This is a genomic window from Halobacterium bonnevillei, from assembly GCF_009831555.1.
Lineage (GTDB): Archaea > Halobacteriota > Halobacteria > Halobacteriales > Halobacteriaceae > Halobacterium > Halobacterium bonnevillei.
The window spans coordinates 1-15,352 of sequence record NZ_WUUU01000065.1 but is presented as its reverse complement, the minus strand read 5'-3'; the positions used below and the strand labels follow the sequence as shown (position 1 = coordinate 15,352).

The 15,352-nt window shown below is 65.5% G+C and carries 16 protein-coding genes; 5 read left to right on the top strand and 11 right to left on the bottom strand.

Features of this window, described 5'->3' with window-relative positions:
• Positions 1-753 (bottom strand): thiolase family protein (locus GRX66_RS09560; RefSeq protein WP_233745418.1); only part of this gene is annotated, 753 nt, incomplete at its 3' end.
• A 222-nt stretch (positions 754-975) separates the two neighbouring features.
• Between GRX66_RS09560 and GRX66_RS09555 the strand changes: the two genes are divergently transcribed.
• Positions 976-2,403: a dihydroorotase gene (locus tag GRX66_RS09555; protein ID WP_325064034.1), complete on the top strand. Its 1,428-nt coding sequence runs from the start codon at positions 976-978 to the stop codon at positions 2,401-2,403.
• Between the two features lie 227 nt (positions 2,404-2,630).
• Here GRX66_RS09555 and GRX66_RS09550 read toward each other — a convergent pair whose 3' ends face one another.
• From GRX66_RS09550 to GRX66_RS09520, 7 genes are all read right to left on the bottom strand, one after another.
• On the bottom strand, positions 2,631-4,352 hold the full coding sequence (locus GRX66_RS09550) for a methyl-accepting chemotaxis protein (RefSeq protein ID WP_159526352.1): 1,722 nt from the start codon (positions 4,350-4,352) through the stop codon (positions 2,631-2,633).
• 764 nt (positions 4,353-5,116) lie between these two features.
• On the bottom strand, positions 5,117-6,130 hold the full coding sequence (locus tag GRX66_RS09545; protein WP_159526351.1) for a sensor histidine kinase: 1,014 nt from the start codon (positions 6,128-6,130) through the stop codon (positions 5,117-5,119).
• Positions 6,131-6,158: 28 nt separating this feature from the next.
• On the bottom strand, positions 6,159-6,599 hold the full coding sequence (locus GRX66_RS09540; protein ID WP_159526350.1) for a response regulator: 441 nt from the start codon (positions 6,597-6,599) through the stop codon (positions 6,159-6,161).
• Positions 6,596-7,699, bottom strand: coding sequence for a PAS domain-containing sensor histidine kinase (locus GRX66_RS09535; protein WP_201292976.1), 1,104 nt, complete (start codon positions 7,697-7,699; stop codon positions 6,596-6,598). The genes GRX66_RS09540 and GRX66_RS09535 overlap by 4 nt, the downstream gene beginning before the upstream one ends.
• Positions 7,700-8,084: 385 nt before the next feature.
• Positions 8,085-8,381 (bottom strand): hypothetical protein, encoded by a 297-nt coding sequence (locus GRX66_RS09530; RefSeq protein ID WP_325064033.1) that lies wholly within the window; start codon positions 8,379-8,381, stop codon positions 8,085-8,087.
• Positions 8,374-10,173, bottom strand: coding sequence for a DEAD/DEAH box helicase (locus GRX66_RS09525; protein ID WP_325064032.1), 1,800 nt, complete (start codon positions 10,171-10,173; stop codon positions 8,374-8,376). The genes GRX66_RS09530 and GRX66_RS09525 overlap by 8 nt, the downstream gene beginning before the upstream one ends.
• A 197-nt stretch (positions 10,174-10,370) precedes the next feature.
• Positions 10,371-12,305 (bottom strand): aldehyde ferredoxin oxidoreductase family protein, encoded by a 1,935-nt coding sequence (locus GRX66_RS09520; protein ID WP_159526348.1) that lies wholly within the window; start codon positions 12,303-12,305, stop codon positions 10,371-10,373.
• 135 nt (positions 12,306-12,440) lie between these two features.
• On the opposite strand from GRX66_RS09520, the gene GRX66_RS09515 reads away from it, so the two are divergent.
• The 3 genes from GRX66_RS09515 to GRX66_RS09505 are packed head-to-tail and all read left to right on the top strand — an operon-like array spanning position 12,441 to position 13,397.
• Complete coding sequence (locus GRX66_RS09515; RefSeq protein WP_159526347.1) at positions 12,441-12,827, top strand: hypothetical protein; 387 nt, start codon at positions 12,441-12,443, stop codon at positions 12,825-12,827.
• Positions 12,824-13,108, top strand: coding sequence for a ubiquitin-like small modifier protein 1 (locus GRX66_RS09510; RefSeq protein WP_159526346.1), 285 nt, complete (start codon positions 12,824-12,826; stop codon positions 13,106-13,108). Before GRX66_RS09515 ends, GRX66_RS09510 begins: the two co-directional genes overlap by 4 nt.
• A gap of 19 nt (positions 13,109-13,127) precedes the next feature.
• Positions 13,128-13,397 (top strand): hypothetical protein, encoded by a 270-nt coding sequence (locus GRX66_RS09505; RefSeq protein ID WP_325064031.1) that lies wholly within the window; start codon positions 13,128-13,130, stop codon positions 13,395-13,397.
• Between the two features lie 6 nt (positions 13,398-13,403).
• On the opposite strand, the gene GRX66_RS09500 is transcribed toward GRX66_RS09505, so the two are convergent.
• Positions 13,404-13,754, bottom strand: coding sequence for a hypothetical protein (locus GRX66_RS09500; protein WP_159526345.1), 351 nt, complete (start codon positions 13,752-13,754; stop codon positions 13,404-13,406).
• Between the two features lie 116 nt (positions 13,755-13,870).
• Between GRX66_RS09500 and GRX66_RS09495 the strand changes: the two genes are divergently transcribed.
• The gene (locus GRX66_RS09495) at positions 13,871-14,281 is read left to right on the top strand and encodes a MoaD/ThiS family protein (RefSeq protein WP_159526344.1); all 411 of its coding nucleotides are present in this window, start codon (positions 13,871-13,873) and stop codon (positions 14,279-14,281) included.
• 47 nt (positions 14,282-14,328) lie between these two features.
• Here the strand turns inward: GRX66_RS09495 and msrB are convergent, their stop codons facing one another.
• Entirely contained in the window at positions 14,329-14,766 is a 438-nt protein-coding gene (msrB, locus tag GRX66_RS09490) for a peptide-methionine (R)-S-oxide reductase MsrB (RefSeq protein ID WP_159526343.1), read from the bottom strand.
• Between the two features lie 51 nt (positions 14,767-14,817).
• A partial coding sequence (locus GRX66_RS09485; protein ID WP_159526342.1) for an alpha/beta hydrolase occupies positions 14,818-15,352 on the bottom strand: 535 nt, incomplete at its 5' end.

The following is a 15,352-nucleotide window of genomic DNA, read 5'->3' as shown; positions in this document are numbered from 1 at the left end:
CGCGACGGCGTGCGTGCCGACCGCGCTCTCGCACGCGCGCACCGCGACCGCACTGTCCCCGCCTCCGCGTTCGTCCTCGCTCTCGTCCTCACCTGCGCCCTGGCTTTCGGCTTCCCCGGCCGACTCGATGAGCACGGCCGCCGCGCCGTCGGTGGTCGGACAGCAGTCGTAGAGCCGCAGCGGGTCCGCGACCAGCGGCGAGTCGGCGGCCTCCGCGACCGACACCTCGGACTGGAACTGCGCGTACTGGTTTCGCGCGCCGTTCGCGTGGTTCTTCGCGGCGACGCTCGCGAGCGCCTCGTAGGGCGCGTCGTGTCGCCGGAGGTAGGTGTCTGCGGCGAGACCGCCAAAGGACGGGAGGGTGACGCCGTACGCGTGCTCGCGTTCGTGGACGATACTCCCGATGACACCCGTCGCGGTCTCCGTGCTCGCGTCCGACATCCGTTCGCCACCGACGACCAGCGCCGAGTCGGCGGCGCCCGACGCAACGGCCTGGACGCCGCGCTGGAACGCGGACGCGCCGCTGGCGCTCGTGTTCTCCACGCGGTCGGCCTGCGCGCCGTGCGCGCCGATGCTCGCAGTGAGCGCGTTGTGCAGGCCGGAGACGCCGTCGAAGGCTTCGGCGGCCATGTTCGCGACGTGAACCGCATCCAGGTCGCCGGCCGCGACGCCAGCGTCGTCGAGCGCGCGGCGAGCGGCCGTCTCCAGCAGGGTGTGAATCGTGGCGTCGGCGTCCCCCCGGAACCGGGTCATGCCGACTCCGGTGAGACAGACGTGGCTCTCCATGGGGCTTGTCCACAGGGTGCGCGGCGGCGTGCTTGAAGGTTGTGAAACCCACGAAGTGCGCCAGATTCCGACGACACGCCACCGCCGTACTGGCGGTTCACGCGGTCGGCCACACGCGCGGCGACAAAATGTCGCTGCTGGCGTCGCTTCGTCCATAATTATAAATATCAGCCCGGCTTCTACCGAAACGTGAGCCAGCACGCAGACCTGCGGGTAGTCAATGCCAAAGTCGTCACGCCGTCAGGCACGATCGACGGCGGTGTGGCTGCCCGCGACGGCAAAATCGTCCGAGTCGGCACCGAAGCCAACCTCCCAGACGCCGAGGAGACAATCGACGCGGAAGGCAACTACCTCATCCCGGGATTCGTCGACCCGCACGTCCACTGGGGCCTCTCGCGGTACGAATACGAGTACCACGAGGGCCTCGAGCACGACTTCGAGACGGAGACCCGGGGCGCCGTCCACGGCGGCGTCACGACGGTGGTGAACTTCCTCCTCCAGCCAGACCCCTACCTGCCGGACATGGACTTCTTCAGGCAGGCGGGCGAGGAGAACTCCTACATCGACTTCGCGTACCACGCTATCGTCCACCAGGACCACCACGTCGACGAGATCGAGGGCCTCGCCGAGGAGGGCATCCGCTCCTACAAGGTCTTCTTCAACTGGTACAAGCACGCCAGCCCGGAACTCGGCATCGACCACTCCGACGCAGGCCGCGTCTACAAGGTCCTGGACAAGGTCTCGGAGATCAACGACGGCGTCGTGATGTTCCACGCGGAGAACGAGGATCTGGCGTACGAGCGCCGCCAGGAACTCCAGGCGGAGGGCCGCAACGACCTCGAGGCCTGGTCGGAGTCCGCGCCGAACATCTGCGAGGCGATGCAGATCGAGCAGATCGCGCGCATGACCGAGTACACGGACTCCCGGTCGTACATCGTCCACATGTCCACGGGCGAGGGCGTTGACATCTGCGAGCGCTACCAGGACAAGGGCGTGAACGTCCACGCGGAGACGCTGCCGGCGTTCCTCTGCCACACGAAACACGACGAGGAACTCGGCACCTGGGGGAAGATCTCGCCCCCGCTGCGCGGCGACGCCTCGAAGAAACGCCTCTGGGAGGGCCTGCGGAACGGCACCGTCGACTACATGGGCACCGACCACTGCCCGCACAAACTCGAATTCAAGGAGAAGGACACGGGCAAGCACGGCGACATCTGGGACGCGATTCCCGGCGACAACAACGGCATCGAGTACTTCCTGCCCGTGATGATGAGCGAGGGCGTGAACAAGAACCGCATCTCGATGGAGCGCCTCGTCGAGGTCTGCGCGGAGAACAACGCCAAGCGCTGGGGCCTCTACCCGCGCAAGGGCGCCATCGCCGAGGGCAGCGACGCCGACATGGTCATCGTCGACCTGGACAAGAGCAAGGTCGTCGACGAGGACTTCTACCACACGATGGAACCGCGCTACTCGACGTTCCACGGCGACGAACTCACCGGCCTGCCGACCCACACCATCGTCGACGGCGAAGTCGTCGTCGAGGACGACGAACTGCAGGTCGACAAGGGCGGGCGCGACTACCTACCGCGATTCGACAACGGGGTACCACGGGAGTAACACGACCGGGGTGCACGGGAGACGCGGAGCGTCTCCCGGCTCCCGCGCGAGTAACACGAGCGCGCGGCTCGATTGGCGAGCAGAGCGAGTCCGCCGATTCCCACTGCCGCGCTTCGGCGTCCAAAATCCCGCTGTTTTCTGGTCGGTCCTGACTGCGACGGCGTTCCGACGACGGGCCGCAATGGGTCGGAGAAGGGTGACTGGTCGAAGCCGAGGCGGGGTCGGTATCAGTCGTCGGCGGCGTCGCTGGAGAGCGAGTCGTCGCCGAGCGATGCGTCCTCGTCGCCGTCCAGGCAGAACGGGTCGAGGGCGGCGGCCATCTCGTCGGCGATGTCGTCGACGGCGTCCGAGCGGTCCGCGACGTCGGTGACGGACTCGCGTTGCTGCTGGACGCCCGCGGACACCTGCTGCATGCGCGCGCTCACGTCGTCGCTGGAGTCCGCGACCTCCTCGACGAGTGTGTGGACGGTCTCGGCGCTCTTGGCCTGGTCCTCGGTCGCGTCCGTGATCTCGCTGAGGCCGTGGTTGGTCTCCGCGATGGCGTCGTCGATGTCGTCGATGCGGTCGACGACGTCCTCGACGACCGCTGCGCCGCGTTCGACCTCCTGGTTGCTCTCCTCGATTGCGTCCGCGGTCGTGTCGATGCCGTCCTTGAGGTTGGCGACGTTCTCCGAGATCTCCGCGACGGCGTCTTTGGCCTCCTCCGCGAGCGCCTTCACCTCGTCGGCGACGACTTTGAAGCCGTCGCCGCCGTCACCGGCTCGCGCCGCCTCGATGTTCGCGTTCAACGCCAGGAGGCTGGTCTGGTCGGCGATCTCGTCGATCAGTTCGGTCATCTCGTTGATGACGTCCATCTGCTCTTCGAGGGACTGCACGACCTCGCGGTTGCGTTCGGACGCTTCCATGGCGGCTTCCATGCGCTCGATGGCGACCGCGGCGTCCTCGCTGCCGTCTGACGCGAGGTCGGCGGCTTCCTCGGCGAGGCGGTCGATCTGCTTGGCGGTCGCCGCGATTTCCTCGACGGTCGCTGACAGTTCGGAGACGTTGGCCTCCGCGCGCTCGCTGCGGTCGGCCTGCTCGTCGGCCACTGACGAGACTTGCTCGCTGGAGCGCTCGATGTCCACGATGGCGTCGCGGGCCTGCTGGCTGGCGTCGTTGAGCGTCGAGGCGATCGAATCGAGTTCCACGGCGTGCTCGCGGGCGTCCCGGAGCGCTTCGCGGGTGTTGGCGACCGCGTAGTTGAGGTCGGCGGCCATGTCGTCGAACTCCCGGTAGACGTTCCGAATGGCCTCGAAGTCGGCGTCCGGTTCGCGGACCTCCGCTTCTACCGTGAAGTCGCCCTTCGCGAGGGCGTCGAGGCTCTGCTCGAGTTCGCCCAGTACTTCGCTCTGGTAGGCCTCGAGTTGCTCCTCGCGGGCTTCTAGTTCGACGCGCTCGGAGATGTCGCGGTTGATTTCGAGCGCGCCGACGACGTCGCCGTTCGGGCCGTGGAACGGCATCACGGTCCTGCTGACCGGGATTTCGTCGCCGTTGACGACGACGGTGTCCTCGAGGTTCCGGACGGGTTCGCCCGTCTCGAGGACGTTTCGCATGACGGAGTTGTCGGCCTCGTCGTAGTCGAAGAGGCTGTCGCCGTAGAGTTGCCCCGGCTCCCGGTCGAAGAGGTCGCGCGCTTCCGCGTTGAGTTTCGTGAAGTACCCCTCGTCGTCGACGATGAACACGGGGTATCCGAGCCCGTTCATCACGCTCTCGACGACGGTACCGACGGTGGCGCGCTCCCGCCAGGCTTCCGGCGTGTGGTCGCCGTCCATCTCCCACTCGCGGGGGTCGTGGCGGTCGGCAGTCCACTCGCCGCCGTCGCTGTCGTCTGTTTGTGGGGCGTCGTCGCCGGACTGGCGCTGGGCGGACCCCGTTACGCCGGCGACGAGGCTCCCGAGAAATTCGAACATTGCCTGTAGGTCACCCTGGACGTCACTCTCCAGACCCACAACTTACTTAAATCCTTGTGGCCGGATTTCACCGGTGATATTCGCGGACGCGCCCAGACCCGACTCGGCGGCGTTCCGACGGCGACGAACTCACCGGCCTGCCGACCCACACCATCGTCGACGGCGAAGTCCTCGTCGAGGACGACGAACTGCAGGTCGACAAGGGCGGACGCGACTACCTGCCGCGAGTCCAACGCTGTCCCACGGGAGTGATACGAATGTGTTGCGCGGGAGACGAGCAGGGCGAGTCTCTCGGCGTCCGCGCGAGTACGTCGAACACGACCGCTCGTCCGATACTAATAAATCCCCTACCTGACGCCTGAATTTACTTATTTCGGCAGTCCGAGTAAAACGACATTCGTGACGCTTCTGGAGCAAAATTAAACGGCTCTTCGGTACTCTGTGAATACCGCACCAATTCGTCCGACTCCACGCCCAAAATCACGTCAAGTATATATAGAACCAATTTGACTACTCTGACAAACTAGTAAATACGCCGGTTCGAGTTGCTTTGTAGGCGACGAAAATCGAGGCGTGGCGACGGCACTCCTCCGTTTTGGTGACCGAACAGCGCCGCTGTCGGTAACTCGGTATGCTGCAAGCCGACTGGCGACACGTACTGCGGCCTGCGAGGGCCCTCCCGGACGGACGCTACGAACGCGGCTCTGCCCCGGGATTCACAGCTTTGCGCGGGGCCCTCGACCGGGAATCGAAGACGCGATCGATTACTTGATCGCGACGCCCGTAATCTCAAACCGTGCTCCGCCGCTCGCGCTCTCCGACACGCGGACGTTCCAGCCGTGCGCTTCGGCGATGACCTCTACGATCATGAGTCCAAACCCGGTCCCCTCTGTCGACGTCGAGTATCCTTTCTCGAATACCTGGGCGCTATCGACGTCAGTAATCCCCGTTCCATCGTCCTCCACGTAGAAGCCGTCGGAGAGTCCCCCGAGGGTCACCGTCACCGCGTCACCACCGTGTTCGATAGCGTTTCTGATTAGATTCTCTACGAGTTGTTGTAGTCGGCCTCTGTCAGCGTTGACGACGTGGTCGGTGTCGATGACCAACTTCGCGTCCGCCGTCTCTATGTTCCGCCAGCACTCCTCACCGAGCGTCTCGAGGCTGACGAGTTCTCTCTCGTCAATCGTATCGCCCTGTCGCGCCAACGTCAGGAGGTCGGTAATCAACTGCTCCATCCGCTCGAGAGCGTCCGACGCGATCTCGAGGTGTTCGCTACTGCTCTCCTCCTGTGCGAGATCTAGTCGGCCCTCGGCCACGTTCAGCGGATTCCGCAGGTCGTGAGAGACGACACTGGCAAATTCGTCGAGGCGTTCGTTTTGTCGCCGTAGTTCGGCTTCTTGCTGGTGGCGCTCGATGGCGTACCGAAGTGACCGCGCGAGCATGTCGGCGTCCAGGTCGTCCTTGAGCAGGTAGTCCTGTGCGCCCCGCTGAATCGCTGTGACGGCGGTCTCACGGTCATTTAGCCCGGTGAGCACTACGAGCGGGATTCGCACCCCCTCTTCTAACACGCGATTCAGTGTCTCTCCTCCGGTACTCTCGGGCAATCCGAGGTCCAGAAACAGAATGTCGTGTGAATTGTCTTCTAGCGCGTTCAGGCCGTCTGTGAGGGTTTCTTCGTGGTGTAGCGTGACGTTCCCCACCAGGTCTGACACTTGCGAGGTGTTCAGGTGGTGTTCGACGAGTCGCGCATCTCCCAGATTGTCCTCGACCAACAGCACGTCGGGCTCCAAATCTGCACGCGACATGTCACTTGGGGGGCATCTTTACGACCGACAGCCAGAAGTCCTCGAACCGCTGGACGATGTCCATAAATCCGGAGTAGTCGACAGGCTTCGTCAGGTACGCGTTCGCCTGCAGTTCGTAGGACTTCACGATGTCCGACTCGGCTTCAGAGCTCGTGAGAACGATAACGGGGAACCCTCGAAGGTCCGGGTCCTCGTCGATCTCTTCGAGGACCTCCCAGCCATCCTTTCTCGGCATATTGAGGTCCAACAACACGAGGTCTGGCTTCGCCTTGTCCTGGTATTCGCCCTCTTGGCGGAGGAACTTCAGCGCCTTGACGCCGTCTTCGACGATGTGCAGATTATTGAGGATGTTCCCCTGCTCGAACGCCTTCTCCGTGAGCTTCGCGTCACCGGGATTGTCCTCGGCGAGCAGAATTTCGACCGGTTGACCGGTGTTCGTCATGGGTGTGCCCCCTCCGTGACGGGGCTCTGAGCGGTCTTCGGGATGGTGAATCTGAATGTGGCTCCATCGTCGGATTCCGATTCGACCCAGATTTCTCCGCCGTGGCGCTGCACGATGCGCTGAGTGATTGCAAGCCCGATCCCCGTATTTGCAGTGCTCGACGCTGACGCTCCCTGCCTGAAGATCTTGAAGATGTCCTCCTGTTCGCTGGTCGGAACGCCAGGTCCGTTGTCCGAAACGGCGAATTCGTGTACGTCATCGCGTTCCGTCGCCGTCACCTCGATGCTCGGAGTCCCGTCTTCGCTGGCGTGTTCGATCGCGTTCTTTACGAGGTTCTGAAACACCTGCCCGAGCTGGTCGCGGTCGGCCCTGACAACCGGGAGGTCGTCGACGGACACCTCCGCATCGTGGTCCTCAATGAGGAGTTTCAGGTCCTGGCAGCTGGTCTCGAACACCTCGTTCGCGTCCGCTTCGTCGAATTCCTCGGCATCGGTGTGGACACGAGAGTACGCCAACAGCGAATTGATCATCTGTTTCATTCGCTGCGCGCCGTTGATCGCGAACTCCATGTACTCCTCGGCTTCGTCGTCGAACTGCTCTCCGTATTCCTGGTCGAGTAGTTCGACGTAGCTGGACACCATTCGGAGCGGCTCCTGGAGGTCGTGTGAGGCGATGTACGCGAACTCCCGGAGACTCTCGTTGGACTGCTCGAGGTCCTCTCTGTGTTGTTCTAGTTTGTGCTGGTATTCTTTCCGTTCGGTGATGTCACGCGTATACCCCGCAACGTATTCGACGTCTCCTGATTCGTTTTTCATCGGGTTCGCTTGCACCCAGGCCCACGTCTCGTAGCCCGTATTTGCGTTGACCCGGAACTCTAGGTCGGCGTTTTCGCCGTTCGAGAGCTTCGCCATGCTGTCCATTACTCGTTGTCGGTCGTCCGGGTGAACGGCTTCGACGAAGTTCGTCGGGTCCTCCTCGAGTTCTGCGACCGAATTCCCGAAGATATTCTCGTACGCGGAATTCGCAAATACCAGCTCCTCCCAGTCGGCGGTGAACATCCAGAGGCAATCGTTCGTGTACTCTGTGAGTTGTATGAGCAAGTCCAAGTCGTCGGGAGCCACTCTATCTTCGCCGGATTTGTCATGTTCCATAACTATGCAACGTATCTTTCACGGAAGTACTTGAACTATTTCCTGCCGTAAAGCGGCAATACTCGCATCACTCGGTGGATTATAGGAATATAACAAATTATATGAGTGTGACATTTACGAGAAAGAGCAGGTGGTGCGCGTCGAATTCAGCAGCGGTCTGGAGACGTCTCGCGCACCTTGGCAGCGTCGAATCTCGATGCGCGAACGGCAGTTTCTGGCATTCGACGTTGGCCGTACACGGTTGGCGACGTGATTCATCGTTCAGTCACTGCCACGGCTGCCGTACCGGGTCCCCAATCGCACCGTCGCTGTCTGCTCGATTTCCCGGGATTCGTCACCGCGGCGATTCCCCGTCCCGGGAACGAGTGTCGCCGAGGAGCCCGGCACAGCGCGCGCGGGCCGCAGCGACGTGGCGGTCCGCCTCCGCGTCGCCAGTCTCGTCGACGTGCGACAGCAACTCCCGCGCCTGTTGGACTCGCGACCGCACGACGGCATCGGGTGTTTCTGGTTCGAGCGCGTCTTCGACCACTGCTTCCGCCTCCCCGAGGTACCGACTCGCCGACGTCTCCACGGGCAGCTCGCCGGTCGCAGCGAGGTGGTCGTACAGCGCCTCGAGGTCGTCCTCAGGCACGCTCGCGCCCGGACTCCGTGACGCGGACGCCCTTCGCCGCGAGGTGGCGCATCCGACTGCGCGCGTCGTCTTCCTCTCCGGTGCCGCGGGTCGCGAGCACGAACAGAAGCGACTGGCCGCCCGGTCGCATCGTCCGGCCCGCGCGCTGCGCGCCCTGTCGCCTGCTCCCGCCGAGTCCGGACGCCACAATCGCCAGTTCCGCGTCCGGCAGGTCAATGCCCTCGTCGCCGATGCGCGAGACGACGAGCGTGTCCAGCGCGCCCGTCCGGAACTGGTCGAACAGCGACTCGCGCTCCACGTGACGGGTCTCCCCGCTGACGAACGGTGCGTCGATGGCGTCCGCCAGCCGGCGGCCCTGTTCGAGGTAGTCCACGAACACCAGCGCCTGCTTGTCGGCGTGCTGACCGAGCAGGTGTGCGACCTCGTCGTCTTTCGCGGGATTCTCCGCGGCGAGGCGGCGCCGCGCGTGTCCGCTCTCCGCGGAGTACTCGTAGCGCGCGTCGTCGTCCGCCCACGGGACGTACCGAATCTCGACTGTCGGTTCCGCGACGTACCCCGCCTCGAAGAGCGCGTCCCAGTCCGTGCCGATGGGCGGCCCGATGAGCGTGTAGATGTCCATCTCCTTGTCGTCCTCGCGGACCGGGGTCGCGGACAGTCCGAGTCGGTGTTTGCTTTGCAGGGCCGCAGAGCGCCTAAACACCTCCGATGGAATGTGATGCGCCTCATCGTAGACGATGAGTCCCCACTCGCGATCGTCGAAGACGTGGCGGTGTCGGTCCATCCCCGCGGTCTGGTAGGTCGCGATGGTGACGGGTCGGAGGTTCTTCTCACCGCCGTGGTACTCCCCGATCTGGTCGCGCTTGAGACTCGTCTTCCCGAGCAGTTCGTCGCGCCACTGCGCGGCGAGCTCCCGGCTCGGCACCAGCACCAGCGTCTCGCCACCCACGGCCTCCAGGACACCCATCGCGGCGACCGTCTTCCCCGACCCCGGCGGGCCGACGAGCACGCCGGAACTCGCGTCGACGAAGCGCTTCACCCAGTCCTGCTGGTAGTCCCGGAGCTCGAGGCCGAGGTCGACCTCGAGGGGCTCCCCGGTTTCGAGGTCGCGGTCGTCCTGGACGGGGTAGCCCGCCTCGTAGAGCGTGCGCTTCAGTTCCGCGACCTTGTCTTCGGCGACCCACGCCTCTGTGTCGGAGATGGGCGCTCGCAGCACGTCGTCGGCGAGGTGCTGGTCGGCGACGTTCCCCAGCAGGCTCTCGGATTTCGCCTCCAGAACCACGTAGCCGTCGTCGTGCGTGACGAGGCGGAACCGCGTCGCGCGCGTCCACTGCTCTTCCACCCAGTCCTTGAGCCCCGGACAGTCCCGCGGCAGCACGCGGTCCATCGCGTCCAAGAGGTCCGCCAGGGACTCGAACGGGGCCGCCCACACGTCCTCCTCGCGCACCACGTACCGGTAACTCCCCGTGCGCGTGGTGTCCGCGAGGTGCGCGAACCGCGACAGCTGCGCGCGCGTGAACTGCGAGGGCTGGTCCACGACGATCTCGCGGCGGTCCGGGAACGGCACCACCCGCTCGCGGTCGGTGAGTTCCAGCCAGTCCCGCGGATACCACACCACGGGGTCGTTCTCGACGTCCGCACGCTCCACGTCCCCCGCTTCGGCGAGTTCCGCGAGGGCCTCCGCGGCCTCGGCTTGCGTCGTGTCGAGTTCCCGCGCGACCTGTTCGGCTGTCGCCACGGGCCGCCCGACGGCTTCGAGGGCGTCGTGGAACGCCTCCTTCGAGATGTCAGTCACTGCAACCGGCTACGGGACGGGTGGGAAAACGGGTTTCGCATTTTGCGAGTAGTGGCCAGCGAAGATTACGGAGTCGTCTCCCTCTGAAGGCCCTCGGCTGGGTACGCTCGCCCTTGCAATCCGCCAGGCTACCGGCTGTTCAGGTTGCCACAGCAGGGACTGATGAGCGTTTGCGAAAGAAATTCAGTCGAATTGCGTTAGTCGTCGGCGGACGCCGCGCCGCTGGAGACGCCGGTGCCGGGGCCGACGTCGATGCCGAGTTCGTCGAGCTTCTCGTCCGGGACGACGCCGTCGACCCAGCCGCGGTGCTCGTAGTACTCGTCTTTCATCGCGTCGAGTTCGCAGAGTTCGCCCTCGATGCCGCCGCCCGCGGGCACCGCGTCCTCCGCGCCCTCCACGAAGCGGTCCGGCAGCGAGTCGTCGTCGCCGTCGAATCCGGCGAGGTTGTTGTAGTACCGCTCGAGGTTGTACACGCGCTCGCCGGCCTCCATGAGCTCCTCCTCGGTGACGTCGCGACCGGTCATGCCGTTGTACTGGTCGATGTACTCCTCGACGCCCTCCGCGAACGCGTTGAACTTGCAGATGTCGAAGGAGTCCGAGATGGCGTGGAGGTCCTGGAACGTCGCCGTGAGTTCGCCCTTGCCCTCCCAGTCGGTCGGGTCGACCTTCTCGGGGATGCCGAGAATCTCGGCGGCCGGCGTGTAGCCGCGCAGGTGGCAGCCGCCGCGGTTGGAGGTGGCGTAGCCGATGCCCATGCCCTTCAGGCCGCGCGGGTCGTACGCCGCGATGGACTGCCCCTTCACGTCGAGGCGGCAGTCGTGGGCGTCGAGCGTATCGGCTGCCCGCTTCTGGCCCTCCGCGAGGACGTCCGCGACGTCGGTCTCGCGGTGAGCGATCTTCTCGAGCATGTCAACCATCTCGTCGACGTCGCCCCAGTCGAGGCCCTCGTCGTAGTCGTCGAGGTACCCCTTCTCGGTCGCCTCCATGGCGAACGCGAGCATGTTCCCGGAGTCGATGGTGTCGATGCCGAGGTTGTTGCACTTGTCGATCATGAGCGCGACCTTGTCGCGGTCGTCGGTCATGGAGTTCGGGCCGAGCGCCCACGCGGACTCGTACTCGTAGGATTCCATGCGGACGTTGAGGTCCTCGCCCTTGTGGTGGACGTCGACCTCGACTTCCTTCTTGCAGGCGACCGGACAGGAGTGACACGTCGGGTCGTTGACGAGGATGTTCTCCTCGACGTTCTCGCCGGACACCTTCTCGGAGTCGATGTTCGGCTCGTCGGGTTCGGCCTCCGTTTCCGTGCTCGTGGAGGTGAAGCGGCCGTTCCGCGTCGGCAGACCGTCCATCTCCTCGGTGAGGTTCATCAGGACGTTCGTCCCGTACACCGAGAGCCCGCCCTCGTTGGGCGCGGTGACGTCGGACTCCTGGATGGCCTGCATCGCGCCCTTGTGCCCGTCCATGAACGTCTCTCGGTCGGCGGGCTTGGGCATGTCAGTGCCGGATTTTACGACGACTGCTTTGAGGTTCTTCGACCCCATGACGGCGCCCGTGCCGCCGCGGCCCGAGGCGCGGTCGTCCTCGTTGATGATGCAGGCGTACCGGACTTCGTTCTCGCCGCCCGGCCCGATGGCCATCGCGGAGAGGTTCTTGCCGTAGGCGCCCTCGACTTCGTCCTCGATGGTCTCGATGGTGTCGTGTACGCCGTCGCCCCAGAGGTGGCTGGCGTCACGCAGCTCGACTTCGCCGTCCTCGACGACGGCGTAGACGGGGTCGTCGGCTTTCCCCTCGAAGAGGAGGCCGTCGAAGCCAGCCCACTTGAGGCGTGCGCCGCTCCACCCGCCGTGGTGGGAGTCGGTCACGGTCCCCGTCAACGGGGATTTGGTACAGATCGCGATGCGGCCGCTCATCGGCGCCTGTGTCCCCGTGATGGGGCCGTTCATGAACGCCAGCAGATTGTCCTCGGACAGCGGTTCGACGTCGGGGCCGTTGTCGAAGACGTACTTTACGCCGAGGCCGCGCGCGCCGATGTACTTGCGCGCGTCCTCGTCGTCGATGCTCTCGTAGTCGACGTCGCCCTCGCTGAGGTTGACGCGGGCGACGTTGTCTCGGAATCCGCCTAGGTCAGTCATTGTTGTGCTCTTTCGTTACATACGGACTCTCGTAGTATAGTGATTCCCACGCCCGGGTAACTAATAGTGGTTACATCGACTGACGGCGGTCCGGCCAGCGGGAGCTTTATGCTCGTCGCAGTGCCATTCGTGAGCATGGAGACGGTGTCACTCGGCGTGCCGGAACCGATTCTCGACGCACTCCCCGCAGACAGCGGCGACACGCGCAAGGACATGCAGGAGGCCGTCGCCGGGTGGGAGCGCCGCCTGAACGACGCGATCGCGTCGGCCGACTCCGACGAGGAAGCGGTGGGCTACGTCGTCGACGGCGTCGAGCGCATGGAGGACCGCCTCGAGCGCTTCGACGGGTTCGTGCCCGAGCTGCGGGCGTGGGGGCAGTCCCCCATCTACGCCATCGCGTGGCGGAACCTCTACGCGGACCTGCTCAGTCAGATATACGACCACGAGGAGCTCGGCGCCGCGCTGGACCGCGAGCGCAATCAGCGCCTCGTCGAGGACGGCATCCGCCTGCAGAACGCATGAACGTCGAACTCAGGTTCTTCGCGACGTTCCGTCAAACGGTCGGCACGAAGGTCGTCGACCGCGAGTACGACGACGGCACCACCGTGGGCGAGGTCCTCCGCGGCCTCGAGGACGAGTACGACGGACTGGACGGCCAGCTCGTCGAGAACGGCGACCTGCGCCCGCACATCAACGTCCTGAAGAGCGGCCGCGAGGTCCTGCACCTCGACGGCATGGACACCGAACTGGAGGACGGCGACCAGCTCAGCATCTTCCCGCCGGTCGCGGGGGGTCGGCGGTGACGCCGGCGGAGGCCGCACCGTGAACCGGGAGAAGGAGTTCCGCGGCATCTCGCTGCGGCTCGCACGCAACTACCTCCAGAACTTGGGCGGCGAAGCGACCAGCGACACGACGGTCGAGGGCGACGGCTGGCGAGCGGACCTGTCGGCGGAGAAAGTCGCCATCGGGCCGTCGCTGGAACTCACCGAGGTCACCGTGGCGTTCGAGGGCGACGGCGACGCGATGAGCGAGTCGGCGTTCGACGAGCTCATCGAGGACTTCTCGCGGAAGGCGATGCGCGCGGGCGGCTGACGGCGGCTACTCCTCGAGGGACGCGACGACGCGCCGCGAGAACTCGACTTCCGTGAGGTCATCGTCCGCGAGCGCCTCGAACCAGTCGGCGTCCGCGTGCCACGACCCGAGCACCTCGTCGTCGAGCGTCGTGACCGTCGCGTCCACACTCCGAACCGCCCAGTCGTGTTCGTCGAACAGCGTGCGGAACACGTTCACGACGTCGCCGACCTGCTGGTGGGGGATTTCGCCGTGCTGGCCGGCGGCGACCGACTGGTAGGTCACCTCGTAGGCGTCGTCCGCCACGGTGATCGATTCGAGGTAGCACCCGTTGTTCGTGAGCCGGGATTCGAGGGCGAACCTGCGGTCGTCGTCCATCGTCGGAGTGTCGCCTCCGACCCGGATAGGCGTTTCCCGTTCACGGGTCGCCGACCTCCGGGTGGCCCGAATATGTTCGGAACGCGGCTTACCCAGTCGCGGGCCGTAGTTCCCACATGAGCGTTCAGGACCGCGACGACTCGGTGAACGCGGAAGACCAGCGCGCCGAGACGACTGTAGAGGTACGCGCGACGGGCCACGTCCGACGCGAACTCGGCACGCACAGCATGGCGTTCTCCTTCGAGGGCGACACGCTCGGCGAGTTCCTCGACGCGTTCTTCGACGAGTACGGCCTCGAGGAGATGCTGCTCGCGGAGAGCGAGGAACAGGAGACCGCGGCGACCTGGGCGAACTACCCGGGCGACCCGCCCGGCCGCTGGGAACGCAACCCCGAGGGCGAGCGCACGCGGGCGTACGCTCGCGTCCTCGTGAACGGCCGGTTCAACGAACTCCTCGACGGATTCGCCACGGAACTGGCGGACGGCGACCGCGTCGCGCTCACGTACCCGTTCTCGTTCTGCTTCTGACGGCGGACTCGCCGACGCCCGCGGCGGTTTGCGACTCGCCCGGCCCGCTATTCGTCGGGGTCGAACTCCAGCGCCACTGAGTTGATGCAGTACCGTTCCCCGGTGGGTTCGGGGCCGTCCTGGAAGACGTGGCCGAGGTGGCCGCCACAGGACGCGCAGACGACCTCGGTGCGCTCGCGCCCGAGACTGTGGTCCGGGCGGCGCTCGACGGCGTCGTTGTCCGCCGCGTCCCAGAAACTCGGCCACCCGCAGTGCGCGTCGAACTTCGTGTCGGCGTCGAACAGCACCGCCCCACACCCCTTGCACCGGTAGGTGCCGTCCTCGTCTCTGTCGACGTGCTCGCCCGAGTACGGGCTCTCGGTGCCGGCTTCGCGGAGCACCTCGTACTCCTGGTCGCTGAGGCGCTCCCGCCACTCCGCTTCGGATTCGGGGACGTCGGCTCCGTCCGGGCCGCCGGTCTCGCCGCTGTCTGTCGCGTCACTCATGGACTCTCATTGGTGCCGCACCCGGGTAAACGTGCAGTTCCCTCGTCTCGCCTACAGGTCCGCCACCATCTCGGCGGCGTGCTCGAGTTCCTCCTCGTTGACGCCGTGGCCCATCCCCTCGTAGATGCGCTCCGTGACCGCCGCGCCCATCGACTGGAAGACGGCTCGCGTCTCGTGGACGCGCTCCTCGGGGATGTGCGGGTCGCGGTCGCTGCACCCCAGGAACACCGGCGTGCCGGCGAGGTCGCCGTCGTAGTCGTGGGTGGTCCCCTCGGGGCCGTGGAGGCCGCCGGAGAACGCGACGAATCCGCCGTACCGCCGAGGGTTGCGTGCGACGAACTCGCTGCCGAGGCACGCGCCCTGCGAGAACCCCAACAGGAGCACGCGCTCGGCGGGCACGTGCTCGGTGACGTCCTCGAAGACGTCGTGCACGAGGCCGAGCGCGGAACTGAACCACGGGTCGTTCTCCGCGGTCGGTTCGAGGAAGCTCTTCGGGTACCAGGTCGCGCGCTCGGCCTGCGGCGCGACGAACGCCGTGCCCTGGCCGGGCAGTCGTCGGCGAACTGGAGCATGCCAGTCGCCCGGG